This is a genomic window from Paraburkholderia phenazinium (assembly GCF_900141745.1).
Taxonomy (GTDB): Bacteria; Pseudomonadota; Gammaproteobacteria; order Burkholderiales; family Burkholderiaceae; genus Paraburkholderia; species Paraburkholderia phenazinium_B.
Genome location: NZ_FSRM01000001.1, coordinates 3,199,346 through 3,221,676, shown reverse-complemented (window position 1 = coordinate 3,221,676; position 22,331 = coordinate 3,199,346). Strand labels below are relative to the sequence as shown.

Sequence of the window (22,331 nt, the reverse complement as noted above, 5' to 3'; positions counted from 1 at the left end):
TCTTTCGCGGACCACCTCTCCGTACGCCTTCGCACACACGAGCGATTCAACAACACATCAGCTCGACGAGATTGCGTGTTCAGAGCGTGTCAGGCGCCCGCGCTAAAGCCTGGAATCTGACGGGAGAACAGACCGCACGACGTTGAAGCAGACGCCGTCCGTCAATTCATTTCGACAATCGACCAGTCCGTGCTTCGGGCCGCTACTGCTCCCGCGCAGGTCGAACTGGGTGACAGGGCACAGATGCGCCATTGGGTTGCTTCCTCTGCCTCGCCGCCGACTAGGCGCGGTGTCGTGTCGCCGCGAATGGACAGATCGAACTCGAAATGGGCCGGGGGCAGGGTAAAGCCGGTGCCGAGCGCTTTCAGGCAGGCTTCTTTGCGCGCCCAGCTTTCGAAGAAGACCTCTTGCCGTTCTTCATCCGGCAACGCGCTGAATTCCGCGCACTCCTGTATGGAGAACACTTCGAGTGGCACACACTCTTCGATCGGTCGAACGTTTTCTACGTCGATGCCGACTTCGAAGCCGTTCGAGATGGCGAGAGCCGCCGCACTCTCGCTGTGGCTGAGGTTGAAGCAGACCGTCCATCCGACAGGCTGGAGGTTGCAGAACGGTTTGCCGTCGGGACCATAGTCGAGGGCGACCTGTCGCGGCGATAAGCCGAGATAGCGGCTCAGGAGTTCCCTGAGTTCGCCTCGACCTGCCACATAGCGACGGCGATGCCGTTCGAAGCGGAACTTGTCGGCGCGCTCGCGCTCTTGCGTCGACAGCATGGCCCAGTGCCGATCGAAATCGTCACCGCAGACATCGAGATCCCACTGCCAGACATGCACTTCCTGTGCAGAGGGCGGTGTGAGGAGAGAAGAGGACATTGAAAAACCTGGATTCGACTGGCAGCGACACCCACGCGTCGCGGCGCACAGGACAGCAAACCGGCGTTCAGGAGGACGCCGGCTTTATCACGCGCCCTTCGGCGCCTTTTTGGGATTCGCGTTTTCGCGAATCGTGCCGCCAGAGTTCAACGAACTGGCGTAAGGACGCTCTCGAAGGCAGCGCGATGCTTCTTCTATTACTGCAACTGCGCGAACGAAGGTGAAGGCTTAGCTGACCGTGTCGGCCTGACGCATACGCGGCAGCAACCGGTCGAACTCACGCTTCACGAGGCCGTAGCATTCGCATGCACGCGATTCCAGCGCCTTGCGGTCGAGTACCTTGATATGGCCACGGCTGTGATGAATCAGGCCGTCGTCATGCAACTTGCCCGCGGCTTCGGTGATGCCCTCGCGGCGTACGCCGAGCATGTCCGCGATCAGTTGCTGTGTGACCGTCAGCTCGTTCGAGGCGACGCGATCGATCTCGATCAGCAGCCAGCGGCACAGCTGTTTGTTCAGCGAGTGATGGCGGTTGCATGCCGCGGTCTGTGCAACCTGCGTGAGCAGAGCATGCATATAGAGCATCAGCAGGCGGCGCAGAAAGTCGGAGCGCGCGAACTGCTGGCTGAGGGCTTGCGCCGTCATGCGATAGGCGAAACCGGCGCTTTGCACCTGCACTCGGTTAGGCATGGTCTCGCCGCCCGTCAATACCGGAACGCCCGTCATGCCTTCGCGTCCAACTGCGGCGATCTCAACCGAGCTGCCGTCTTCCATCGTCGACAACATCGAGATGATCGCGGTAGTCGGAAAATAAACGTGATGAATACGTTGTCCGGAATCGCACAGAAGCTGTTCAGTGCGCAGATGGACGAGTTCGAGGTGAGGGGCGATGGCTTGCCACTCATGGGAGGGCAGTGCGCCAAGCAAATGATTGCCGTGCAGATCGGATTGAAGCGTAAGCATGATTCGGTCCTCGCGTGGAGCCGCGTGAGGCAGCTCCTTGTTTTTTCTACCCGTCCCTGCATCCGTCTTGCGTTGCCGCCTGGCGAGCGGTCATGGATTTGCAGTGCGGGCCCCGTATGGCTGTTGCGCGCCAGCGTTATTTTTGGGTTGTGTACATCGGCGCTGGTGTTGCGCTTCTCATTTAGCGAGGACTGTGCCAGCTTGTCCGGAATGAGTACTGGTGCGACGCAGCGAAGAGGTCAATGGGGGTTTGCGCTGCAAAATGTGCGTTTTTGTTTCAATTTTGTACCAGGGGCCTCCCTGGTCATGGCCGCGCCCGAAGCATTTGTTTTTGACTCAAGTCTTTGATCGGATTGCGTTAGTTCGTGTCGGACAGGCGGCGGAGCAAGGCGAATCGACGCCGAAATGCTAGCTGGGCGGGACCATACACCGCCGTCCAAGATGACTCAGAAATGATTCACATGTGGTTAGCGGATTGCGTGGGCTGGCGCACGGAAGTGGTTTTTGACGACCAGTTCGATGTCGACGTAACCTTCTCGAACTCGCTACAACGAAATGCGTAGAGTGAGGTTCCATGCGCGCTGTGGGGCAGTCAGGTGATCCAGCGGATCGCGTCAGCGCTAAAAAAACGGTGCTTCAGTATTAATTCTGCATACCTCGGGCTCAAGTGCGGCATCTGTATCGTTCGCGTTAAACGGCACCTGGTGAATCGTTCATGAACAGTTGGACGACACGATGGAACATGCGCGAGCAGGCTTGTCCAGTTGACGGATTGCGAAGTGCCGCGTGCATCACGTCATGCGTGTGCGGGCCGAAGCGATGTGCATAGATGAAGTCGACGAGTCGTCCACGACAGTCGGCGGCGTACATGCGCTGCACGATGTGTGACTTGTGTGTGGCCGATGCGTGGCGCGAGTTGAAGCACGCGATTTTCGATGCAATCTTGACTCCTGAGTCGTTGAGGCAGATATGCCGAGGTTGTGCCTGCAACGACTTACTGGTGTCATGGATCAGGTGTAGTTCGAGGCCGTTCTGTCCTTCCCGGTTGTTCGCATTTGACTGCTTGTGACGTCTTGTCGTCGGTGCGCTTGCGCACCGAGTTCGAAAGGAGCGTCGGCGTACCTTGCGTGCATGGCAATGACCAGGTCCTGTCGAATAAATCGCAGGAGGGGACGCGCGATGAACTGGAAGACGCTCGAATTCGAGCAATGCACGGTACGTGAGTTGTATCTGATCATGCGCGCACGCAGCGCCGTATTCGTCGTCGAACAGTCGCACCTGTGTCTCGACGCCGATGGCCGCGACGAATACGCGCTGCACGTTTTCGCGGCCGAAGACATGTCTCACGCAATGCCGATCATGGCGTATGCGCGGATTCGGCGCGTCGATACGAAGCATCCGCAAGTGGTGCTCGACAAGGTCTTGACAAGCCCGGCGAGGCGCGGCGACGGCACGGCCGAGGAACTGATCGAGCGGGTTCTGTGGGCGACGGCGGAGCGCTGGCCGGGAATCCTCGTGCGAGTGACTGCGCCAGTAGGCATGCGTGCCTTCTATGAGCAGTTCGGCTTTCGCAAGGTGGAGGGGCCATTCCTCGACCATGGCGCGCTATCTGTCGGTTTGACGTGCCGCACGCGTAACGTCCGGGCGCCGATGGCCTTTGCCCGGCGCGAGCGCAGCATCATGTCGGGTGCGGGTACGTTCGAAAATCTGTGAGCACATCGGCGTGGGCCCCGAATCGCCGCGTGCTGCCAGAGATGGCATCCATTCGCGAGTTATCTGTCGGCGAAGAACGTTAATTATTTCGGTATTCTAATCGTTATAACCACATGAACGGCAATGGCGTCGGTACGTCTTTCCGGCTTTGGCGCCTATGAACCCGTAGAGACAGATCGAAGGCCGCCTGGCCCGTGAGGCAGTGTGTGGGTACGAACAGAGACGGGCTGCCTGAGCATGCTCCAATCAAACTATCACGCCTATTGTGTCGGATTCAATCAGGGTCGCGGGGGCTCTGGGGGTGTGCATTGGAGAGGCTCGAATGAACAATTTCAATTTGAACGAATTTGCATCGCCGGCTGCGCAGCCAGCACTGGCACGCGAGGCAATGGAAGACTGCGTCGTGCAGCCCGTGATTCTCGCGGGTGGCTCAGGCACGCGGCTGTGGCCGTTGTCGCGCGAGCAAAGCCCCAAGCAGCTGATCAACCTGTTCGGCGATGAGTCGCTGCTCGAATCGACAATTCATCGGCTCGAGCGCCTGTTTGCCGGCGAGCGCCAGTCTCAGGGTGCACCGGGCTTCGTGCGGGCTGCGCCGATCGTCGTATGCGGCGGCGATCTGCATCTGGCCACGCTTGAGCGGCTCAAGCGCTGCGGCGGCGTGCCGCGTGTTCTGGTCGAACCGTCGCCGCGCAATACCGCGCCGGCACTGACGCTCGCCGCGCTTGCCGCGCAGGCCGATCTGCCCGACGGCCCGGATCCGGTACTGATCGTCGTGCCTGCCGATCATCTGATTGCCGACAACGAGGCGTTCGTCGCGGCGCTTGCGCAAGCGGTGCTGCATGCCGCGCAGGGTGCCATCGTGACGCTGGGCGTGCCGCCCGAGCGGGCAGAGACGGGCTATGGCTATATCCGGATCGGCGCGCCGGTCGGGCTGCAAGGGGCGTGTGCAATCGACGGCTTCGTCGAGAAGCCGGATCGGGAACTGGCCGAACGCTACGTCGAGAGCGGCGGGTATTGGTGGAATAGCGGCATTTTCGTGGTGCGCGCGTCGGTGTGGCTCGCCGCCATTGCGCGTTGCCGTCCCTCGATCGCGTCGACGTGCGTGGAGTCGTTTGCGCGGGCGTCGCTCGACAGCACCGGCGCACGCCAGTTCGATCAGTCGGCTTTCGCAGCCTGTCCTTCCGATTCGATCGACTATGCGGTGATGGAACAGGTCGGTGCCGAGGCGGGTCTCGCCGGCGTGGTCGTGCCGCTTGTCGCGGGCTGGTCCGATGTCGGCGCCTGGGATGCGGTCTGGGAAGCGTCGGGCAAGGACGCCGATGGCAATGTTGGCCGCGGCCGGGTGCTGTTCGAAGGTTCGAGCGACAGTTTCGCGCATTCGGATGGCCGGCTGGTCGCATGCGTCGGCCTGTCGGGCGTGGTGGTGGTCGAAACCGCCGATGCGGTGCTGGTCGCCGCCAAGGACCGTGTCCAGGACGTGCGCGCGATCGTCAGCCGCCTCAAGACCGAGCGCGGCCCGGAAGTGCAGGAGCATCGCAAGGTCCAGCGGCCGTGGGGTTTCTACGATTCGATCGACCGCGGCGAGCGCTTCCAGGTGAAGCGCATCGTGGTGAACCCGGGCGGCCGTCTGTCGCTGCAGATGCATCATCACCGCGCGGAACATTGGGTGGTCGTGCGCGGCACGGCACGCGTCACGCGCGGCGAGGAGACTTTCCTGATGTCGGAGAACCAGTCGACCTATATTCCGCTCGGCGTGACGCACCGGCTCGAGAATCCGGGCAAGACACCGCTCGAAATCATCGAGGTGCAATCGGGCGGCTATCTCGGCGAGGACGATATCGTGCGCTTCGACGATCAATATGGCCGTGCCCCGGAGGCGGCACATGAGAGTAGCGACACTTCGGGTCGCTGAACCGTCCGCTACCGGAGCCAGGTTGTGCGCTGTCGGACACAAGCTGTTGTAGATCCGCCAATCGACGACGCTGCGTGCGTCGTCGCACGATGCAATCTGTGAGGCCCGCGCACGCTTATCACGCAAGCTTGGCGCGCTTCTTCGGCCAGCGCGTTACATGAACGAAACAATTCTTCAGAGGGATAACCCTGTCAGGACGTTTCCCAACTGGCGCATCTGTTTTTAAGCTAGCACCGTATCGATTAATACAACAACAAACAATACAAAACGACACACGAGGGCCGCTTGATCAACAGGCTACGCGGGGGGATAACCCGCTTTCGGGGAGAGTGTCATGGAACAGGGAAACAAGGATCGTTCGTTGGTCAGCAAGGTCATGGACGGGCTCGTCACGGGCATCGTCGAAGAAAAATATGGCGCTGTGCTGCCACCGCAGGATGTGTTGTCCAAAGAGTTCGATGTGAGTCGAACTGTGATGCGTGAAGCGCTGTCGATGCTGCTCGCGCGCGATATGCTCGATGTGCGGCCGAAGATAGGCACGCGCATCAGGCCGATGCGCGACTGGCGGATGATCGATGAGGATGTGGTGAGTTGGCGTTTTCGTGCAAAGCCCGATCCGGTGTTTCTGCGCGATGTGATTGAGTTTCGCATCCTGATCGAACCGCGTGCGTGCGCTCAGGCGGCGGCGCGCGGCAGTGCGGCGGATATTGCCGGGATTCGCGATGCCTACGACGCGTTCCGCACCATCCGCCCGGGCGAGGCCGGCTATCAGGCGGCCGACGAGCTGCTGCATACGCGCATCGTGGTGGCGAGCGGCAACCAGTTCTTCCAGCAGATGGCTGCGATCATCCGCGGTGCGCTGGCGGCTGCCAATCCCATCGTGACGGCCAGGCCGGGCGCGTGGGAGACCGTGGTGGCGAACCACGGGCGCGTGGTCGCGGCGATCGAGCGGCGCGATGCGAAGGAAGCGGAAGCGGCTTCGCTCGCGTTGATCGATTTCACAGCGGAAGAGATCGGCAGCACGTTTTCGGCTTAGTTGGCGGTTCGCGGTTGCGTGCGATCGGGGAGACCTGGGCGACAATGGCGCCTGGTCTCTACCGCACCGGAACTCGAACGCCACATGAACAACGCTCTGGAAGCCGTCCCCGGAGGGGACGCGCCTGAACACTTATCCTCTGTGAACCCCACCGTGATTCGCTGGGGCATCGTCGGCACGGGGCGTATCGCCCGCCGCTTTGCCCAGGGCCTCGCGCATGTCGAAGCCGCGCAACTGACCGCGCTCTGGTCGCGCCGCGCCGAACCGGCGGCGGCTTTTGCCGCGGAGTTTGGCGGCACGGCGTGCGCGAGCTTCGACGCGCTGCTCGCCAGCGGTATCGACGCGCTCTATATCGCCACGCTGCAGGACAGCCACGTGGACTACGCGATCGCGGCGCTCGAGGCAGGCCTGCACGTGCTGTGCGAAAAGCCGGCCACGATCAATGCCGCCCAGCTCGAACGCGTGCTGACGGCCGCGCGCGGTGCGCGACGGCTTTTCATGGAGGCGATGAAGCCGCCTTTCTATCCACTGTATCGGGCTTTGCGCGCCCATCTGGCTGACGACCCCATCGGCGAAATCGGCCTTGTGCGGGCCGGCTGTTCGGCGGCGAACGTGCCGCCCGATCATCCGTCGTTTTCCTTCGAACACGCGGGCGGCGCGCTGCTCGACATCGGCATCTACGAGATGTTCCTGGCCGTCGACTGGCTCGGTGCGCCGCTCGAGGTGCAGACGCTCGGCCGGCTCGGGCCGACCGGCGTCGATATTTTTGCGAGCCTCAATAGCCAGCACGAGCGCGGCATCTCGCAACTGTTCTGCGGGCTCGACCTGCATGGCAAGGGCGATGCGCTGCTGTTGGCGGCGGGCGGACACGTCACGATCCACGAGAACTGGTGGAACCCGGCCCGCGCCACGATCCGCTATGCCGATGGGCGCGTCGTCGAACTGGATGTGCCGTTCGAAGGCGGAGGCCTCAACTATGAAACCGCGCATTTCTGCGAGCTGATCCGGGCGGGGCAACTGGAGAGTCCGGTGATGCCGCACGCGAAGTCATTGCAGATGATTGCGATGACCGACGCGGCGCGGTCCGCACTAGGACTGCGTTTCGCGGGAGAGTGAGCCGCGCGAAGGGCGGTGTGGGCAGTGCTGCGCTGCGGGCACCCGTGACGCGCACGGTGTGCCGCGGTGGTACGATTTGCGCGGACGCGGTGCCCAGGCGCCGCCGAAGCTTTCGATTACCTTCCGCAGGAGCCGCTTTCGATGCGCATGCTTGGAAAATTGTGGCGCGACAACAAGAGCCTTGTCGCGTTTATTGTGTTGATGGTGCTGTTCCGTAGTGCGATCGCCGACTGGAACGTGGTGCCGAGCGGCTCGATGCTGCCGACCATTCGCGAGGGCGACCGCATCCTCGTCGACAAGATGGCGTATGACCTGCGCGTGCCGCTCACGCATATCGCGATCGCGCATCTGCACGATCCGCAGCGTGGCGACATCGTCACGATCGAGTCGTCGGCGGCCCACGAACTGCTCGTCAAGCGGCTGATCGGCTTGCCGGGCGACAGCGTGGCGATGCGCGACAACGTGCTGTATGTGAACGGCGTGCGCGCGGCCTATCAACCGCTCAAGTTCGGGCCGCTGCCGGGCGATGCGTCGTCGCCGGGCGACTATCTGACTGAGCGTTTCGACGGTGTGTCGCATATCGTGCGGCTTTCGCCGGATTCGCCGAGCCCGCGCAATTCGTTTGGGCCGGTGGTCGTGCCGCCGGGCCAGTATCTGATGCTTGGCGATAACCGCGACAACAGCGCGGATTCACGCTACTTCGGCTTTTTCCCGCGCACGGAACTGATGGGCCGCACGCGTCGCGTCGCGTTCTCGCTCGACCCCGATCATTACTACGAGCCGCGCTTCAGCCGCTTCGGGGCGCCGCTGGATGCGCCGCTGGCGGCGCGCTGAGCGCTCGCCGATCAGGTTCGCTTGCGCTCACGCTGCGAGGCGGGGGCACGCCGCACGCCTCGCCTCACACGTGACTCAGTGCCGCGTGGGTAGTGCGAGGCGCTGTTCGTACCAGTGCTGGACCCATTCGAGCACCTGGCACAGCACCCAGTAGATGGCCGCCGCAGCGAGGTAAAGCGGCAGCGGCTGATAGGTCGACGCAATTACTTCCTGCGCGCTGCGCAACAGCTCGGTCACGGTGATCACCGACACCAGCGAAGTGTCCTTGATCAGGCTGATCAGACTGTTCGACAAACTTGGCACGGCGATGCGCAGTGCCTGCGGTGCCACCACATACCGCAGCGTCTGACGCCGCGACAGACCTAAGCTGTAAGCCGCGAGCCACTGGCCACTCGGAATGCCGAGGATGGCGCCGCGCATGCTCTCCGACAGATACGCCGCGACATTAGCCGACAGCGCGATCACACCCGCAGGCGTCGGATCGAGCGAGATGCCGAGGCTCGGCAAGCCGTAGTAAATCACGAAGATCTGCACCAGCAACGGTGTGCCGCGCATCAGGCTCACGTAGACGCGTGCGATCCAGTTCAACACGCGGTTGTGACTGATGCCCATCACGGCGATGACGCTGGCGGCAAGCAGTCCGAAGATCATCGACAGGACCGCGAACTTGACCGTCAGAATGGCGCCCTGAGCGAGCACCGGAAGCGATTGGACGAGCAGGGAAGTGGTGGACATGGGCGATGAGTGATGTGCGCAGCAAAGCGCACATCATAAACGCTCAGTGGGGCTCAGTTCGCGATGGGCTTCGTGACGTCGATGCCGAACCACTTCTCGGAGATCTTCGTGAAGGTGCCATCCGCTTCGAGCTGGGTCATTGCATCGTCGATCGCCTTGGCGAACTTCGGATTGCCCTTCTTGAACGGAATGCCCGACGGCGTGCCGGTGCCGACCATCGCACCAGTGCGCAGCGGCAGCGGCGAAGTCTTCAGCAGATAGGCCAGCATCAGACGGTCGTTGAGCGCGGCGTCGAGACGGCCGGCGGCGAGGTCAGCCAGATACTCAGGCGCGCCCGGATAGGTCTTGACGTCGATGCCCGGCACCGACTTCGCCATATCCATGTAGTTCGTGCCGAGGCCCACGCCGAGCTTCTTGCCCTTCAGGTCGTCGAGCGACTTGAACTCGCGCGAGTCGTCCTTGCGCTGGATCAGCTGGGCCGCGGAGAACGTGTAGCCGGGCGAAAAATCGAGCACCTGTTTGCGCGCGTCCGTGATGCCGACCTGGTTGACGATCACATCGAACTTGCCGGCCTGCAGACCCGCGATGATGCCGCTCCATTCGGTCGTCACGAACACCGGCTTCACGCCGAGCTTCTGCGCGACCGCTTTGGCGATATCCACGTCAAACCCGACCAGCTCACCCGACGGCGCCTTGGAGTCGAACGGCGGGAACGTACCTTCGAGGCCGATGCGCAGCGTGCCGCTTTGCTTGACCTGATCGAGCAGGTCTGCTGCGTGGGCGGCTACGGCGGTGAACGAGGCGCCGATCAGACCAGCCACGAGGAGTTTTTTCAGCAAGCGAGATTTCATCGTCTTCCTTTATTCGTTTTTTTGCCCAGACGGGCGGTTAGAACATCGGAAAGGATAACAAAGCAGACTATCAATACTCAAATACTGTTTGTTTATGCCTATATAACGTGGCCGGGCGTTGCCCGGGCAGGCATAGCCTTAGTTTAAGCCAGCGCCTGCGCGCATTCGGCTACCAGCGCCGGGCCGCGGTAAATGAAGCCCGTGTAAAGCTGGACCAGCGCCGCGCCGGCGGCGAGTTTAGCGCGCGCGTCTGCGCCGGAAAAGATGCCGCCGACGCCGATGATCGGCACGGTCTCGCCGACTTCGGCGCGCAGTTTGCGGATCACTTCATTGGAGGCATCGAATACCGGCTTGCCCGACAGGCCGCCGGTTTCCTCGGCATGCGGCAGACCCGTGACCGCCGTACGCGAAAGCGTCGTATTGGTGGCGATCACGCCTTCGAAGCGATGACGCAGCAGCGTGTCGGCAATCGATTTGATCTGCTCGTCGTCGAGGTCCGGGGCGATCTTCAGTGCGAGCGGCACCAGCTTGCCGTGCAGATCCGCGAGACGCTGCTGCTTGTCCTTCAGCGCGGCGAGCAGGGCGTCGAGTTCGCCGGCACCCTGCAACTGGCGCAGGTTCTTCGTGTTCGGCGACGAGATGTTGACCGTCACGTAGCTCGCGAACGGATAGACGCGCTCGAGACAGTACAGATAGTCCTCGGCGGCGCGCTCGATCGGCGTATCGGCGTTCTTGCCGATGTTCAGTCCCAGCGGACCGCGATAGCGCGCGGCCTGCACGTTCTTCACGAACTGGTCGACCCCGGCGTTGTTGAAGCCCATCCGGTTGATCACAGCGTTCGCCTGCGGCAGGCGGAACATGCGCGGCCGCGGATTGCCAGGCTGCGCGCGTGGCGTGACCGTACCTACCTCGATAAAACCGAAGCCCAGCGCGGCCAGCCCGTCGATGCACGCGCCGTCCTTGTCGAGTCCGGCTGCAAGTCCCACCGGGTTGCGGAACGTCAGCCCCATCACGGTGCGCGGCGCGTCGGGCACGCGCGGCGCGAGCGCGCTTGCGACGCCCGTGCGGCCGGCCGCGCCGAGCAGGCGCAAGGTCAGGTGGTGAGCGTCTTCCGCGTCCATGCGAAAGAGTTGGGCGCGTACGAGCGGGTAGAGGGAACTGAACACGGGGCGGAGCCGGACGGCTGGAAATGGGAACCCGGTATTTTACCGGCTTTAACGGGATGGCAGGGCGCAGAGGCGGGGGAGAGTTCGCCGCGCTGGCAATCGGCAGGGAGGTTCAGCGGGGCAGCTTGACGGGGCCGCGCCGGCCCTGAATCGCGGCGTCGACAGGCGCCAGCTCGAGGCTTTGCGGATCGAGCGTGCGCCATGTGCTGTCAACGAGGCCTTCCAGCGGTCGGAAGTTGGCCTTGTACGCCATTTTCTGGCTCTCGCGGATCCAGTAGCCAAGGTAGACGTAAGGCAGACGCAGGCTGCGCGCCTGTTCTATCTGCCAGTAGATGTTGTAGGTGCCGAAGCTGCTGTGCGCGAGATCCGGTTCGAAGAAGGTATAGACCGACGAGAGCCCGTCGCCGAGGATGTCGATCATGCTGATCATGCGCAGCACGCCCGGCGCGTCAGGGTGTCCCGCGAGCGGCTCGCGGAATTCGACCAGCCGCGAGTTGATCCGGCTTTGCAGCAGGAACTGCTCGTACTGATCGCGGCTGTCGCGATCCATGCCGCCGCCGGCGTGCCGTGCCGACTGATAGCGCATGTAGAGCGCGTAATGTTCTTCGTCGTAGTGCAGCGGTGCAACCGTGGCGACGAGACCGCCGTGTTTTTTCCACACCTTGCGCTGGGTGCGGTTCGGCTCGAACTGGTCGACCGGCACGCGCACCGGCACGCAGGCGCGGCAGCCGTCGCAATACGGGCGGTAGGTGAACACGCCCGAGCGCCGGAAGCCCGCCTTGACCAGGTCGGTGTAGACGTCGGAATTAATCAGATGGCTTGGCGTGGCGACTTGCGAGCGTGCCACGCGCCCCTCCAGATAGCTGCAAGGATACGGCGCCGTTGCATAGAATTGCAGCGCGGAAAGGGGTGAAAGCGGCAGCTCGTTGGGGTGCGTCACGTTGGCAGCTCTCGAAGCGTCTCTGAGTATTTCAAACCCGTTTTACCAACAACGGGCCCGGCTATGCTCGCTACGCCGCAGGCGCGACGACATCGAGCAGGACCGTCTTGTCGAAGCGCCAGGGGATGGGCGCGGCATCGACAGACGCGCGGACATGCGCGATGAACGCCTTGCGCGCTATCTCGCGACCGCCCAGCGACGCCAGATGCGACGTGTTCTGCTGGCAGTCTATCATTTCTATTTTGTGACGTCGCAAGTGTCCGATGAGCGCGGAGAGCGCCATTTTCGACGCATCCGTGACCTCCGCGAACATCGACTCGCCGAAGAACATGTGCCCGAACGACACGCCATACAAACCGCCTACGCGCTCGCCTTCGAACCAGGTTTCGATGCTGTGCGCATCGCCCGTGCGATGCAGCGACGTGTAGGCATCGACGACGTCCGCGGTGATCCACGTGCCGCGCTGGCCGCGGCGCGGCGCCTGGGCGCAGGCGCGCATCACAGCGGGGAAATCGTGGTCGACGCGGATTTCCCAGGCGTCCTCGCGCAAGACCCGCTTCAAGGTCTTGCGTAGCGACGGGGATACCTTGAATTCGGCCGGACGCAGGATCATGCGCGGATCCGGGCTCCACCAGAGCACCGGCTGACCGTCTGAATACCACGGGAAAATGCCGCGCCGGTAGGCGTCGATCAGGCGCGAGGGCAGCAGGTCCGCACTGGCGGCAAGCAGGCCCGGCGCGCCGCTGGCCGCACCGAGCGCACGCTCCACGGCAGGGAACGGATCGTCGGGTCCGAGCCAGGGAACCATGCCGGGACGCTCAGCCTTCGCGCAGCGAACGGAAGATGTCGCCGGTGTGCAGGCCGTAACTGCCGGTCTGACGGTCAGCGAAATAGAAGCGCAAGGTCTGGCCGACGGTGGGAAACGCGATGTCGTCCCACGGAATCTCGTGTTCCTCGAACAGCTTTACTTCGAGGCTTTCTTCGCCGGCATCCACGTCGAGATCGAGCAGCCGCGCGAGGTAGAAAATATGCACCTGATGCACATGCGGCACGTTGAGCAGCGAGAACAGGTTTTGCACCTCGACGCGCGCGCCGGCTTCCTCCAGCGTTTCGCGGGATGCCCCTTCGGAGGTCGTCTCACCCATTTCCATGAAGCCGGCGGGCAAGGTCCAGTAACCGTAGCGCGGCTCGATCGCGCGGCGGCAAAGCAGCACCTTGTTGTCCCAGACGGGGATGGTGCCGACCACGTTGCGCGGATTCTGATAGTGCACGGTACCGCAACTGGCGCAGACAAAACGCTCGCGATTGTCGCCCGGCGGAATGCTCAGGCTGACCGGGTGACCGCAGACAGAACAGAATTTCATAGGAAGGGGACGAAGAATGGTGATAGGAGTTTATCACCAGGGCGAGCTTTGAAGATGGGAGCGATTGAGTTGGAGAAAAGCAGGAGCGCGGAGCAGTAGCGCTGGCCCTGGCCGGATGGCTAATCCGAAAGAATCGCTTAGCAAGGGGTGAGCGATTGCGTTAGGATTGCTACTCTATTTGGTTGCCCTCGTAAGGGCACTTGTCACGCAGTGGGGGAAGGGCATTATGCGCAAGTGGAAAATCTTTGAACAGCTTCGGTTTATCTTCGGTTGTGGGGTGATTGGCGGGGTCACGGCCAGCATGTTCTTTGGCTGGATCGACCGGTCGGTTGATATGCAGACAATAGGCATTGTGATTGGCGCAGGAGCGGCGACGCTCACAGAATTTGATATCGTCTGAGCATGGCGCTACAAGTTGGCATAACTCTGTTCGGACTACAGATTGATGGAGGTTGGGTTGATGAATTTTCCTACTTGATGGCGGTTGCGTGGTCGTGGGCCCGCTATGTCAAACGCGTGTGCTTGCCGACGCGGCGTTCTGCGAGGCGGGTGCATCCAATGCGGGCGTTTTTCTGCAAAATGACTGCGGCGGACTTTTTCGGCGGCCTCGGTCTTTTCCCGCTGTGTGTACTGGCCGTGTCGGTGTTTTCAAGTTCGCTGGTGCAGGCGCTGCTGTCGGGTAACCGTTTGCTTTTGAGTGCGGCTGGAATCATCGCGCTATATGCGATGCTCGAGAATTTTTAGCGAAGCCGCGAAGGAAGAAAAGCTGTGGGGCGCAAAGCAAGAAGAAGAGGGAAGCAGGCAGAAGAGACGCAAACAAAAAAGGCCTGCCGGTTTGGCAAGCCCTTGATGTTGTTCGACGTGAGTTACTTGGTTGCGGGGGTAGGATTTGAACCTACGACCTTCGGGTTATGAGCCCGACGAGCTGCCAGACTGCTCCACCCCGCGTCCGTCGAAGAAAAGATTATAGCGGAACCAGGTTGTCCGTGCAATACCTTTTTAAGAATCGACTTCAACGCACAGATGATGGCGGTGCTGTTACGTGCTCGCGAAGTGGCTTGTTGCAGCTAGAATCCGTGTTCCATCTGCGTTGCCGCTCCGTTGATCTTCGTCGGTCATCGGCAAGTGATTGCAGCGTGTCCTTCCTTCATTCCTTTCCCGCTCATGGACATCGTTCACGATCTGCAGTCGATTGTCGCTCAGGAAAACGCGCTGGTGTTTCCTCAATTCGATGCCGACCGTGCGTGGCAACTCGGCGCTTATTTGCACGAGCTTGCCAATGCGCGCGGACTCGCGCTGGCCATCGACATACGCACGTTCGGTCAGCCGCTGTTCTTCAACCTGCTCCCCGGTGCGACACCTGACAATGTCGACTGGGTGCGCCGCAAGGGCAACACCGTTGCGCATTTCCGGCGCAGCTCTTATGCAATCGGTTTGCGTATGCAGCAGGCGGGCAGCACGCTCGCCGAAAAGCACGGCTTGTCGCTCAACGAGTATGCGTCGCATGGCGGTGCGTTTCCGTTGACTGTCGCCGGTGCCGGTGTGATCGGTTCGGTGACGGTGTCGGGCTTGCCGCAGCGATCGGATCACGAACTGGTCGTGGAGGCGTTGTGCGCGCACCTCGGTCACGACTACAGCAAGCTCGCGCTTGCGAAGGCCTGAACCGATGCGCTTGCCACCGTATGTGCTGCTCGCCATTGCCATCGTCGCCGAAGTGATTGCCACTTCCGCACTACGCGCCTCGGAGGGCTTCTCGCGTCTTTTACCCGCAGTCGTCGTGGTGCTGGGTTACGGCGTGGCGTTCTACTGTCTTTCGTTGACGCTCAGAAGCATTCCCGTCGGCATCGTCTATGCGATCTGGTCGGGCGTCGGCATTGTTCTGATTACGCTGGTTGCCGTGGTGCTCTACGGTCAGGTGCCCGACTGGCCCGCCATTTTCGGACTTGGGCTCATCATCTGCGGCGTCGTCGTGCTCAACCTGTTCTCGAAGATGCAGGCGCACTGACGCCTCGCGTTTTATTTGCAGCGGACGATCATCGAACGGTTTTTCACATTCGCCGTAACGACGTTGGTGACGCCGCCGCCTGTCGGGCCGCCCTGGTCGTTGTCTTTGGAGATGATGTCGTAGCCGGTGGCGCCGCATGCCTGGCCCGCTTGCACGTAGCACGATGCCCAGCTCGAGTCGGCGTCCGCGCCGCTGCAGTTAACCGCGAAGCCGGTTTCTCCGTTTGGCAGGTTGATCAGCGAGGTTGTATTTGACGACGCACATGCGCTGAGACCGACAGTGGCCAGCACGGCGAGGGGCAGCGCAGCGTAGCGCGCAAGGCCGCGGCGGGTGCCGCATGCGGCGATGGCGGCCAGGCGTCGGCTAAACGGGAGACAGCCCCGCGTAAGTAGCTTCATGGTGTTTCCTTTTTAGACGGATGACGACGGAAGTCTAAAAACATTCTCCCATATCGCCGATTCAAGGTTCGTGTGGGCCGACGCACAGATCGTACCCGACCCCAGGATGCGTCCGCGCTGCGCTTGGGGATCGTGCGTTGTCCGTAAGGCAACAGCATGTTCTCGCGCGCAGAACTTATTGGGCTCAAAAGCGACTTATACCTTAGAGGAACACCTCGGCGCGCAACGATGCGCGCCCGCCGGTCTGCGCCGAACGTGGTGGACCCGCGAAAATTAACGAGGAGAACGCATATGGCAGAACGTGTGAGCGGTCCGTACCGCGGTTACTTCATCAGTGCCGCTGCGCGCCTCGTTGTCACATATGAGGCAGCGGAGGCGAACGCGCCCGACGCGATTTACGTGGGCTCGGTGAGCCTCTCGCAGCGTGGTCCGGATGATTCGCATCGTATCGAGACGTTGCTTGACCTTGGCGGCGAACATCGCTTCGCTACAGAAGCAGAGGCGCTCGAACACGTCGAGCAGTCTGCGAGAGCTTACATCGACCGGTTGATCGAGCATGATTGAAGCAAGTGCTCCCGGTGTCGACTGTAGGGAGTGGACCACATTCCGTTCGGGCGAGTACCATAAGCGCGACACCCGAACGCGCGGGACTGCGTGTTCCGATGCCTGCTTTTCCGACGGATTCTTCTGATGAGGCAACCATGGAAATTCGGTTTCCCGCGGACGCGCCCGCTTACCGCGATTCCAATCTGACTGTCGTATTCCGCGCGCTGGTCGACGGCGAGACCGTGCCGTGCGCGATCTCGGTCGAAGCGCTCGAGGACCATTTCGGCGCGCGCTCTGAAGATCTCGAAGGCTGGATGCGCGCATTCGATGCCGGGCGCGGCCGTATTGAAGAAGTGGCGCGCGAGCATTTGCAGATCAGCAACGGCACCCCGGTGTTGCTGAAGAGCGGTCACTTTCCGCCAGGCAACGTCGCCGGACTGTGAGGCTGCCGGCCAAGCGTCAAACCGCGCGTCTTTAGTGCCTGTTCGGTTGTGGCTGCGAACTGGCCCCTGCCAACGCGATGCGGATCCCATCGTCATAGGAGGTCTTGCGGATCGGACCGATCAACGTTTGCAGCGCGCTGTCGTCGAGCACAAGCGGCTCGCTCATCAGGTAGTTCATCTCCACCAGTTCGCGCATGATCGGATTGAAGAGACCGAGCACGCGCAGCATCGGCTTGCCGGCCACCATCATCTTGAGCTTATGTCCGGCTAGTGCGTACGCTTTCTCGGCAACCTCACGCTGCGTAATCGTGCCGGGGCCGGCGAGGTGCAGCCAGCGCCCGTAGGCCTCAGGGGTACGCGTGAGCGTCTCGACTACCGGGCCTACATCCGGCACGAACACGAATTCGTGCCGCACATCGATGGGGCCGACCATCTGCGCGCGCGTGCCATGCGCCGCGCCTTCGAAGGCGCCATTCAGAACGCTGCGTTCGATACCCGGGCCGTAGAAGTCCGGCAGGCGCAGCACGAGCGTCGACAGTCCCTTGCGACCGTGCGCCTCGAGCACCAGATTTTCCTGGGCGAGCCGCATCTTTCCTTTGAAAGTGTGCGGCTCACGTGGATGCTTCTCCGTCACGAATTCGCTGCGTGCGCGACCATAGGGATAGACCGTGCCGATCAGGATCAGGCGCTCGACGCCCGCTGCGTTCAGGCCGGCCAAAGTTTTTTCCATCAGCGGCGGATGCTTCTCGAACTGGTTATAGGGCACCCCGACCAGATATACCGCGGTCTGCAGACCTTGGGCCGCGGCTGTAACCGACGCCGGATCTTCCGGGTTCCAGGTGACGATTTCCGCATACGGATCGTGGCCGAAGGCCGCCTCGAGCGCACTGCGCGAGCGTCCGATGACCCGGTAGTGACGGCCGGCCGCGGCGAGCGCGACAGCAATGCTTTGCCCGATAGCGCCCGCGGCGCCGAACAGCCCGACTTTTCCTGCATTCTCCATGACGACTCCTTGAACAGGTGGCTGCCGGACACTACCCTTGAGTGGCCGGTCAAAATTTTATGAACGATGTTCAGTAAACGGTGTTCAGTTTAATTTGACTTTTCAGTTTGTCAACCGGAAAATGCATGCCATGGGAATCACAGAAAGAAAGACTCGCCAGAAGCAGGCGCTACGCGAACGCATCCTCGATGCGGCGCGGCGCATCGTGGTGCGCGAAGGCTTCGCTGCGCTGTCGATGCGCAAGATTGCCGACGCCATCGAATATTCACCGGCCACGCTCTACCTGTACTTCGCAAGCCGCGACGAGATTGCGCGCGCGTTGTGCACCGAAGGGTATGCGCAGCTTCTTGCCACGTTCGAGCCGCTCGCGCAGATTGCCGATCCGGCAGAGCGCCTCAAGGCGATGGCGCACGCCTATGTGGGGTTCGGCGTCGCGCATCCGCAGACATACCGGCTGATCTTCATGGAAGATCCAACGTATATGGGTGCCGCGCTCGGGGCGGCGTCCGAAGCGGAACAGTGCGCCGGCAGCGAGCCTGACAAAGGGGCGGATAAAGGGGCGGATAAAGCGGCTGACAAGCACCCCGAAAGTCATACTCAGGCCGTGGCCGCCTTGATCAACCCGGCGGCGTCCGACGACTCGAGCGACGCAGCGATGCGTCTCATGGTCAGCGCGCTCGACGAATTGAAAGCGGCAGGGCGCCTGCGCACGTCGGCGGAAGGTGCGGTATTTTCCCAGGTGTTGTGGGCCACGCTGCACGGTATCGTCGCGCTCAATCTCACGTGCCCGGTGTTTCCGACTGCACCGCTCGGAACCATCATCGACGCCGCGCTGGACGCCTGGTTCGGCGAGCGGGAGCCGCCGGCGGCGTCCCGGGATGCGCCAGTGGTTGTCGCGACCGCGGCCAACGACATCCCGGCCGATGGCCCGGCCGCACCAGCCACCCCATCTGCAACGGCACCGCGCGCACGGCGCCCCGCCGCAAAGCGTAAAGCGGCGGGTGCGTGATAACGTTCACCCTTCCCATCCATCGGTCTTTTCACCTGTCACGTCATGTCAATTTCTGAAGCCGCCGCCGTCAGCGAAGAAGTCACCACCTACATTGCCAACCGGATCGGTTTTATCGAGCTCGAACGCCCGAAAGCGTTGAATGCACTGTCGACCGGCATGATTCGCGCGATCCAGGCCGCTCTCGATGCGTGGCGCGAGGAACCCGGTGTGCTCGCCGTCGTGGTGCGCAGCCAGCATCCGCGCGCGTTCTGCGCGGGCGGCGATATCCGCTTCCTGTACGAGTCCGTTCAGCGCGGGGATGGGGCGGCGCGCGATACGTTCTTCATCGAGGAATACCGTCTCAATCACAGCATCTTCACCTATCCGAAGCCTTACATTGCGCTGATGAACGGCGTGGTGATGGGCGGTGGGATGGGCATTTCGCAAGGGGCGCATCGTACGGGCGGCCTGCGCGTGGTGACCCAGTCGACCCGTATGGCGATGCCGGAAACCCGCATCGGGCTCTTTCCCGACGTCGGCGCGGGCTGGTTCCTGGCCCGCACACCGGGCGCGCTCGGCCGCTATCTGGCCGTGACCGGTGAGACGATCGGGGCGGCCGATGCCCTGTACGCAGGTCTCGCCGATACCTACATCGACGATGAAGCCTTGCCCGCGCTCGTCGAAACGTTGCGTACCGAGGTGTTCGAGCATGGCGCGGATGTGGTGGCGTGCGTCGAGCGCGAAACCTCGGCCCACAAGGTCGTTCCAACGCCCGATACTTCGCCGCTGGCCAGTGCCCGCGCCTTGATCGACGGGCATTTTGCGCTGCCGGACATGAAGCAGATTCTGGCTTCGCTCGAAGCGGAACAAACCGGCTGCGAGGCCGCCGACTGGGCCGAGCAGACCATCGGCGTGCTGCGTGAACGCTCGCCGCTGTCGATGGCCGTTTCGCTGGAAGTGGTGACGCGCGCGGAGGGGGCGATGGCCGATTGTCTGCGTCGCGATCTGGATCTGACCCGTACGAGCTTTGAACACGGCGACGTGGTGGAAGGCATTCGTGCCCGCATCATCGACAAGGACAACGCGCCGCACTGGCGTTTCACCCGTATTGAAGACGTCGGCGCCGACGACGTTGCGCGGATGTTCGACAGTCCGTGGCCGGCCGCCGAGCATCCGTTGGCCGATCTGCAGGGCTAAACCCCCGAATCTCCGGAGTACCGGCGCCGCATCAGCGAAATCGCAGCCGCGCCGGTGTCAGCGTCATTCCTCGTCTTCGAACGCCATAAAGGCACGCATGAACACGAGCGCGCCCCATCCCCACATGGCGTTTGCCGCGAATCCCATGGCGAGGCGCGGCAGCATGTTGCCGCTCGGCCAGATGCCCCGCAGCGGATCCACCACGAAGACGCTTGCCGCGGTCAGCACGATGCCGCCGAATACGAAGGCCTGAATCCACGGCGCACGCCGCTCGGGCGCCACGCGCAGCAGCCACGCCATCAGCACGGCCCAAACGGCACTCCAGACGGCGTTGGCGATGAACTCCGGCAACCCTAGCGGCTGAAACGGCGCGGTCGAGAAACCTGCCGGATCGATCAGCCCGGCTGCATGCAGCAGTCCGAGGGTGGACTCATGAAAAAACAGCGAAGCCAGAAAGCCGGAGACGAACGGCAGGATGATTTTTTGCATGCAATGCAGCGCCAAGGACCCGGGCGCAACTGACGCGGCCCGCGCCGGATTATCGAAAGACGCGTCATTATATAGACGCTCCGGCAGGTTTCAGCCAAGCCGCTTGTATGCTTTAGCGTCAGGCTAATCACGAAAGTGGAAAACCTAAGCTAAAAAAAATCGTTCAAAAGCCTGGGGCCGATCCATAGACTGTTTCTCCATGTAGACGGCATGACTGCCGTCGTCCACTTTTCGTGCCCCGCTGAGGTGCACGTTTCGTCAAGGGAAGCTGTCGCGATGTCCTCTCTGAAGCCGATCTCCGCCATCCTCGCTGCGGCACCCGGGCGCGCCGAGCCTTGCTGTCTGGTCTGCCGGTAGCCACGCATCGGGTCCTAAGGCCGGCTCTGCCGCTAGTCCGCATCGCACGACGCTCGCGATCTTCGCGGTCCTGTAGACACGCTTTTCCGGTTTATCGCTCGACGCGTGCTCCGGCAACCGCCCGGGCCAGCGTCGCAGGTCCGGTCCGCCGCGCTCCGGTAGCGTGTGGCCGCCGGCCCTTTCGTCCTTCATCAATCCAGTCTCGAACAAGCAGGAGCAGCAAATGAATGTGTTCTGGTTCATCCCGACTCACGGCGACAGCCGATATCTCGGTACGTCCCAAGGCGCACGCGCAGCCGATTACGACTACTTCCAGCAGATCGCCGTCGCCGCCGATACGCTCGGCTACGAGGGCGTGCTGCTGCCGACAGGCCGTTCATGCGAAGACGCGTGGGTGGTCGCCTCGAGCCTGATCGCCGCGACGCGGCGTCTGAAGTTCCTCGTCGCGATCCGTCCGGGCATCACGTCGCCGGGGTTGGCGGCGCGCATGGCATCGACGTTCGACCGTCTGTCGGGCGGGCGCCTGCTGATCAACGTGGTGACCGGCGGCGATGCAGCGGAACTGGAAGGCGACGGCGTGTTCGTCAGTCACGACACGCGCTATGAGATCACCGACGAGTTCCTGCACATCTGGCGCAAGATGCTGGCCGCCGCGCATACCAACGATACGATCGACTTCGAAGGCAAGCATCTGCAGTCGAAGGGCGGCAAGCTGCTCTATCCGCCGGTGCAGAACCCGCATCCGCCGCTGTGGTTCGGCGGTTCGTCGCCGGCTGCCCATGAGATGGCCGGCGAGCATATCGATACGTACCTGACCTGGGGCGAGCCGCCGGAAGCGGTCGCGAAGAAGATCGCCGACATTCGTGCGCGCGCCGAAGCGCATGGCCGCAAGATCAAGTTCGGGATTCGCTTTCACGTCATCGTGCGTGAGACGGAAGAGGAAGCATGGGCCGCCGCCGACAAGCTGATCAGCAAGCTGGACGACGAAACCATCGCGCGTGCGCAGGCGTCGTTTGCCAAGATGGATTCGGAAGGACAGCGCCGCATGGCTGCGTTGCATGGCGGGAAGCGCGGCGGTCGCGCAGATCTCGAGGTCTATCCGAACGTATGGGCAGGCGTGGGGCTCGTACGCGGTGGGGCAGGAACGGCGCTGGTCGGTAGTCCTGAGCAGGTTGCCGCACGTATGAAAGAGTATGCGGATCTCGGCATCGACACGTTCATTCTGTCCGGCTACCCGCACCTGGAAGAGTCGTACCGCTTCGCCGAACTGGTGTTCCCGCTGTTGCCGAACCGCAAGCGCACCAGCGCGAGCGGGCCGCTCTCCGGACCGTTTGGTGAAATCGTCGGCAATATCCATTTGCCCAAGGTCAGCGCCAGCTAATTGCGTCCCGGCGTGGCCC

General features: G+C 62.4%; 25 protein-coding genes and 1 tRNA gene. 14 read left to right on the top strand and 12 right to left on the bottom strand.

The genetic code is table 11. The features are described 5' to 3' along the window. Positions 1-161 precede the first annotated feature (161 nt). Both BUS06_RS14615 and BUS06_RS14605 read right to left on the bottom strand, forming a co-directional pair. Positions 162-872 carry a 4'-phosphopantetheinyl transferase family protein gene (locus BUS06_RS14615; protein ID WP_074264913.1) on the bottom strand — a complete coding sequence of 237 codons (711 nt, stop codon included), beginning with the start codon at positions 870-872 and terminating at the stop codon, positions 162-164. Between the two features lie 228 nt (positions 873-1,100). Next, complete coding sequence (locus tag BUS06_RS14605; protein WP_074264911.1) at positions 1,101-1,835, bottom strand: Crp/Fnr family transcriptional regulator; 735 nt, start codon at positions 1,833-1,835, stop codon at positions 1,101-1,103. A gap of 1,179 nt (positions 1,836-3,014) precedes the next feature. On the opposite strand from BUS06_RS14605, the gene BUS06_RS14595 reads away from it, so the two are divergent. The 5 genes from BUS06_RS14595 (at position 3,015) to lepB (ending at position 8,446) form a co-directional block, all read left to right on the top strand. Then, entirely contained in the window at positions 3,015-3,548 is a 534-nt protein-coding gene (locus BUS06_RS14595) for a GNAT family N-acetyltransferase (RefSeq protein ID WP_074264909.1), read from the top strand. A gap of 388 nt (positions 3,549-3,936) precedes the next feature. Next, the gene (locus tag BUS06_RS14590) at positions 3,937-5,460 is read left to right on the top strand and encodes a mannose-1-phosphate guanylyltransferase/mannose-6-phosphate isomerase (RefSeq protein WP_143787603.1); all 1,524 of its coding nucleotides are present in this window, start codon (positions 3,937-3,939) and stop codon (positions 5,458-5,460) included. Positions 5,461-5,794: 334 nt separating this feature from the next. Next, positions 5,795-6,496, top strand: coding sequence for a FadR/GntR family transcriptional regulator (locus BUS06_RS14585; protein ID WP_074264908.1), 702 nt, complete (start codon positions 5,795-5,797; stop codon positions 6,494-6,496). Between the two features lie 84 nt (positions 6,497-6,580). After that, positions 6,581-7,612: a Gfo/Idh/MocA family protein gene (locus BUS06_RS14580; RefSeq protein ID WP_074264907.1), complete on the top strand. Its 1,032-nt coding sequence runs from the start codon at positions 6,581-6,583 to the stop codon at positions 7,610-7,612. A 141-nt stretch (positions 7,613-7,753) separates the two neighbouring features. Then, positions 7,754-8,446 carry a signal peptidase I gene (gene lepB / locus BUS06_RS14575; protein ID WP_074264906.1) on the top strand — a complete coding sequence of 231 codons (693 nt, stop codon included), beginning with the start codon at positions 7,754-7,756 and terminating at the stop codon, positions 8,444-8,446. A gap of 75 nt (positions 8,447-8,521) precedes the next feature. On the opposite strand, the gene BUS06_RS14570 is transcribed toward lepB, so the two are convergent. From BUS06_RS14570 to BUS06_RS14545, 6 genes are all read right to left on the bottom strand, one after another. Continuing rightward, positions 8,522-9,181: an amino acid ABC transporter permease gene (locus BUS06_RS14570; RefSeq protein ID WP_074264905.1), complete on the bottom strand. Its 660-nt coding sequence runs from the start codon at positions 9,179-9,181 to the stop codon at positions 8,522-8,524. Positions 9,182-9,234: 53 nt separating this feature from the next. Then, positions 9,235-10,032, bottom strand: a complete 798-nt coding sequence (locus tag BUS06_RS14565) for a cystine ABC transporter substrate-binding protein (protein ID WP_074264904.1) — start codon at positions 10,030-10,032, stop codon at positions 9,235-9,237. Positions 10,033-10,175: 143 nt separating this feature from the next. Then, positions 10,176-11,198, bottom strand: coding sequence for a quinone-dependent dihydroorotate dehydrogenase (locus tag BUS06_RS14560; protein ID WP_074264903.1), 1,023 nt, complete (start codon positions 11,196-11,198; stop codon positions 10,176-10,178). Between the two features lie 112 nt (positions 11,199-11,310). Beyond that, on the bottom strand, positions 11,311-12,138 hold the full coding sequence (locus BUS06_RS14555) for an arginyltransferase (protein WP_074264902.1): 828 nt from the start codon (positions 12,136-12,138) through the stop codon (positions 11,311-11,313). A gap of 70 nt (positions 12,139-12,208) precedes the next feature. After that, the gene (gene aat, locus BUS06_RS14550; protein ID WP_074264901.1) at positions 12,209-12,946 is read right to left on the bottom strand and encodes a leucyl/phenylalanyl-tRNA--protein transferase; all 738 of its coding nucleotides are present in this window, start codon (positions 12,944-12,946) and stop codon (positions 12,209-12,211) included. A gap of 10 nt (positions 12,947-12,956) precedes the next feature. After that, complete coding sequence (locus tag BUS06_RS14545; protein ID WP_074264900.1) at positions 12,957-13,502, bottom strand: NUDIX hydrolase; 546 nt, start codon at positions 13,500-13,502, stop codon at positions 12,957-12,959. A gap of 226 nt (positions 13,503-13,728) precedes the next feature. On the opposite strand from BUS06_RS14545, the gene BUS06_RS37840 reads away from it, so the two are divergent. Both BUS06_RS37840 and BUS06_RS14535 read left to right on the top strand, forming a co-directional pair. Further along, positions 13,729-13,902: a hypothetical protein gene (locus BUS06_RS37840; RefSeq protein WP_167379388.1), complete on the top strand. Its 174-nt coding sequence runs from the start codon at positions 13,729-13,731 to the stop codon at positions 13,900-13,902. Positions 13,903-13,904: 2 nt separating this feature from the next. Further along, the gene (locus tag BUS06_RS14535; RefSeq protein WP_143787518.1) at positions 13,905-14,246 is read left to right on the top strand and encodes a hypothetical protein; all 342 of its coding nucleotides are present in this window, start codon (positions 13,905-13,907) and stop codon (positions 14,244-14,246) included. Positions 14,247-14,373: 127 nt separating this feature from the next. On the opposite strand, the gene BUS06_RS14530 is transcribed toward BUS06_RS14535, so the two are convergent. After that, a tRNA-Met gene (locus BUS06_RS14530) sits at positions 14,374-14,450 on the bottom strand. A 216-nt stretch (positions 14,451-14,666) separates the two neighbouring features. On the opposite strand from BUS06_RS14530, the gene BUS06_RS14525 reads away from it, so the two are divergent. Further along, the gene (locus BUS06_RS14525; RefSeq protein WP_074264897.1) at positions 14,667-15,164 is read left to right on the top strand and encodes a heme-degrading domain-containing protein; all 498 of its coding nucleotides are present in this window, start codon (positions 14,667-14,669) and stop codon (positions 15,162-15,164) included. Between the two features lie 4 nt (positions 15,165-15,168). Further along, entirely contained in the window at positions 15,169-15,507 is a 339-nt protein-coding gene (locus tag BUS06_RS14520; RefSeq protein WP_074264896.1) for a DMT family transporter, read from the top strand. Positions 15,508-15,518: 11 nt separating this feature from the next. Here the strand turns inward: BUS06_RS14520 and BUS06_RS14515 are convergent, their stop codons facing one another. Continuing rightward, a complete protein-coding gene (locus tag BUS06_RS14515; RefSeq protein ID WP_074264895.1) occupies positions 15,519-15,905 on the bottom strand; it encodes a hypothetical protein in 387 nt (128 codons plus the stop codon). 291 nt (positions 15,906-16,196) lie between these two features. Between BUS06_RS14515 and BUS06_RS14510 the strand changes: the two genes are divergently transcribed. Next, entirely contained in the window at positions 16,197-16,469 is a 273-nt protein-coding gene (locus BUS06_RS14510) for a hypothetical protein (protein WP_074264894.1), read from the top strand. Positions 16,470-16,606: 137 nt separating this feature from the next. Next, the gene (locus BUS06_RS14505; RefSeq protein ID WP_074264893.1) at positions 16,607-16,894 is read left to right on the top strand and encodes a DUF1488 family protein; all 288 of its coding nucleotides are present in this window, start codon (positions 16,607-16,609) and stop codon (positions 16,892-16,894) included. A gap of 31 nt (positions 16,895-16,925) precedes the next feature. Here BUS06_RS14505 and BUS06_RS14500 read toward each other — a convergent pair whose 3' ends face one another. Then, positions 16,926-17,897, bottom strand: coding sequence for an NAD-dependent epimerase/dehydratase family protein (locus BUS06_RS14500; RefSeq protein ID WP_074264892.1), 972 nt, complete (start codon positions 17,895-17,897; stop codon positions 16,926-16,928). A gap of 130 nt (positions 17,898-18,027) precedes the next feature. Between BUS06_RS14500 and BUS06_RS14495 the strand changes: the two genes are divergently transcribed. Together BUS06_RS14495 and BUS06_RS14490 are read left to right on the top strand one after the other, a co-directional pair. After that, on the top strand, positions 18,028-18,906 hold the full coding sequence (locus BUS06_RS14495) for a TetR/AcrR family transcriptional regulator (protein ID WP_074264891.1): 879 nt from the start codon (positions 18,028-18,030) through the stop codon (positions 18,904-18,906). 45 nt (positions 18,907-18,951) lie between these two features. After that, on the top strand, positions 18,952-20,085 hold the full coding sequence (locus tag BUS06_RS14490; protein WP_074264890.1) for an enoyl-CoA hydratase/isomerase family protein: 1,134 nt from the start codon (positions 18,952-18,954) through the stop codon (positions 20,083-20,085). 63 nt (positions 20,086-20,148) lie between these two features. Here BUS06_RS14490 and BUS06_RS14485 read toward each other — a convergent pair whose 3' ends face one another. Further along, positions 20,149-20,574 carry a hypothetical protein gene (locus BUS06_RS14485; protein ID WP_074264889.1) on the bottom strand — a complete coding sequence of 142 codons (426 nt, stop codon included), beginning with the start codon at positions 20,572-20,574 and terminating at the stop codon, positions 20,149-20,151. A 580-nt stretch (positions 20,575-21,154) separates the two neighbouring features. Between BUS06_RS14485 and ssuD the strand changes: the two genes are divergently transcribed. Continuing rightward, positions 21,155-22,312, top strand: a complete 1,158-nt coding sequence (ssuD, locus tag BUS06_RS14480) for an FMNH2-dependent alkanesulfonate monooxygenase (protein WP_074264888.1) — start codon at positions 21,155-21,157, stop codon at positions 22,310-22,312. Positions 22,313-22,331: the final 19 nt, after the last annotated feature.

Coding starts and splice junctions, on each gene's coding strand:
- BUS06_RS14615 (WP_074264913.1), bottom strand. CDS start 872: ATGTCCTCTTCTCTCCTCACACCGCCCTCTGCACAGGAAGTGCATGTC.
- BUS06_RS14605 (WP_074264911.1), bottom strand. CDS start 1,835: ATGCTTACGCTTCAATCCGATCTGCACGGCAATCATTTGCTTGGCGCA.
- BUS06_RS14595 (WP_074264909.1), top strand. CDS start 3,015: ATGAACTGGAAGACGCTCGAATTCGAGCAATGCACGGTACGTGAGTTG.
- BUS06_RS14590 (WP_143787603.1), top strand. CDS start 3,937: ATGGAAGACTGCGTCGTGCAGCCCGTGATTCTCGCGGGTGGCTCAGGC.
- BUS06_RS14585 (WP_074264908.1), top strand. CDS start 5,795: ATGGAACAGGGAAACAAGGATCGTTCGTTGGTCAGCAAGGTCATGGAC.
- BUS06_RS14580 (WP_074264907.1), top strand. CDS start 6,581: ATGAACAACGCTCTGGAAGCCGTCCCCGGAGGGGACGCGCCTGAACAC.
- lepB (WP_074264906.1), top strand. CDS start 7,754: ATGCGCATGCTTGGAAAATTGTGGCGCGACAACAAGAGCCTTGTCGCG.
- BUS06_RS14570 (WP_074264905.1), bottom strand. CDS start 9,181: ATGTCCACCACTTCCCTGCTCGTCCAATCGCTTCCGGTGCTCGCTCAG.
- BUS06_RS14565 (WP_074264904.1), bottom strand. CDS start 10,032: ATGAAATCTCGCTTGCTGAAAAAACTCCTCGTGGCTGGTCTGATCGGC.
- aat (WP_074264901.1), bottom strand. CDS start 12,946: ATGGTTCCCTGGCTCGGACCCGACGATCCGTTCCCTGCCGTGGAGCGT.
- BUS06_RS14545 (WP_074264900.1), bottom strand. CDS start 13,502: ATGAAATTCTGTTCTGTCTGCGGTCACCCGGTCAGCCTGAGCATTCCG.
- BUS06_RS37840 (WP_167379388.1), top strand. CDS start 13,729: ATGCGCAAGTGGAAAATCTTTGAACAGCTTCGGTTTATCTTCGGTTGT.
- BUS06_RS14535 (WP_143787518.1), top strand. CDS start 13,905: ATGGCGCTACAAGTTGGCATAACTCTGTTCGGACTACAGATTGATGGA.
- BUS06_RS14525 (WP_074264897.1), top strand. CDS start 14,667: ATGGACATCGTTCACGATCTGCAGTCGATTGTCGCTCAGGAAAACGCG.
- BUS06_RS14520 (WP_074264896.1), top strand. CDS start 15,169: ATGCGCTTGCCACCGTATGTGCTGCTCGCCATTGCCATCGTCGCCGAA.
- BUS06_RS14515 (WP_074264895.1), bottom strand. CDS start 15,905: ATGAAGCTACTTACGCGGGGCTGTCTCCCGTTTAGCCGACGCCTGGCC.
- BUS06_RS14510 (WP_074264894.1), top strand. CDS start 16,197: ATGGCAGAACGTGTGAGCGGTCCGTACCGCGGTTACTTCATCAGTGCC.
- BUS06_RS14505 (WP_074264893.1), top strand. CDS start 16,607: ATGGAAATTCGGTTTCCCGCGGACGCGCCCGCTTACCGCGATTCCAAT.
- BUS06_RS14500 (WP_074264892.1), bottom strand. CDS start 17,897: ATGGAGAATGCAGGAAAAGTCGGGCTGTTCGGCGCCGCGGGCGCTATC.
- BUS06_RS14495 (WP_074264891.1), top strand. CDS start 18,028: ATGGGAATCACAGAAAGAAAGACTCGCCAGAAGCAGGCGCTACGCGAA.
- BUS06_RS14490 (WP_074264890.1), top strand. CDS start 18,952: ATGTCAATTTCTGAAGCCGCCGCCGTCAGCGAAGAAGTCACCACCTAC.
- BUS06_RS14485 (WP_074264889.1), bottom strand. CDS start 20,574: ATGCAAAAAATCATCCTGCCGTTCGTCTCCGGCTTTCTGGCTTCGCTG.
- ssuD (WP_074264888.1), top strand. CDS start 21,155: ATGAATGTGTTCTGGTTCATCCCGACTCACGGCGACAGCCGATATCTC.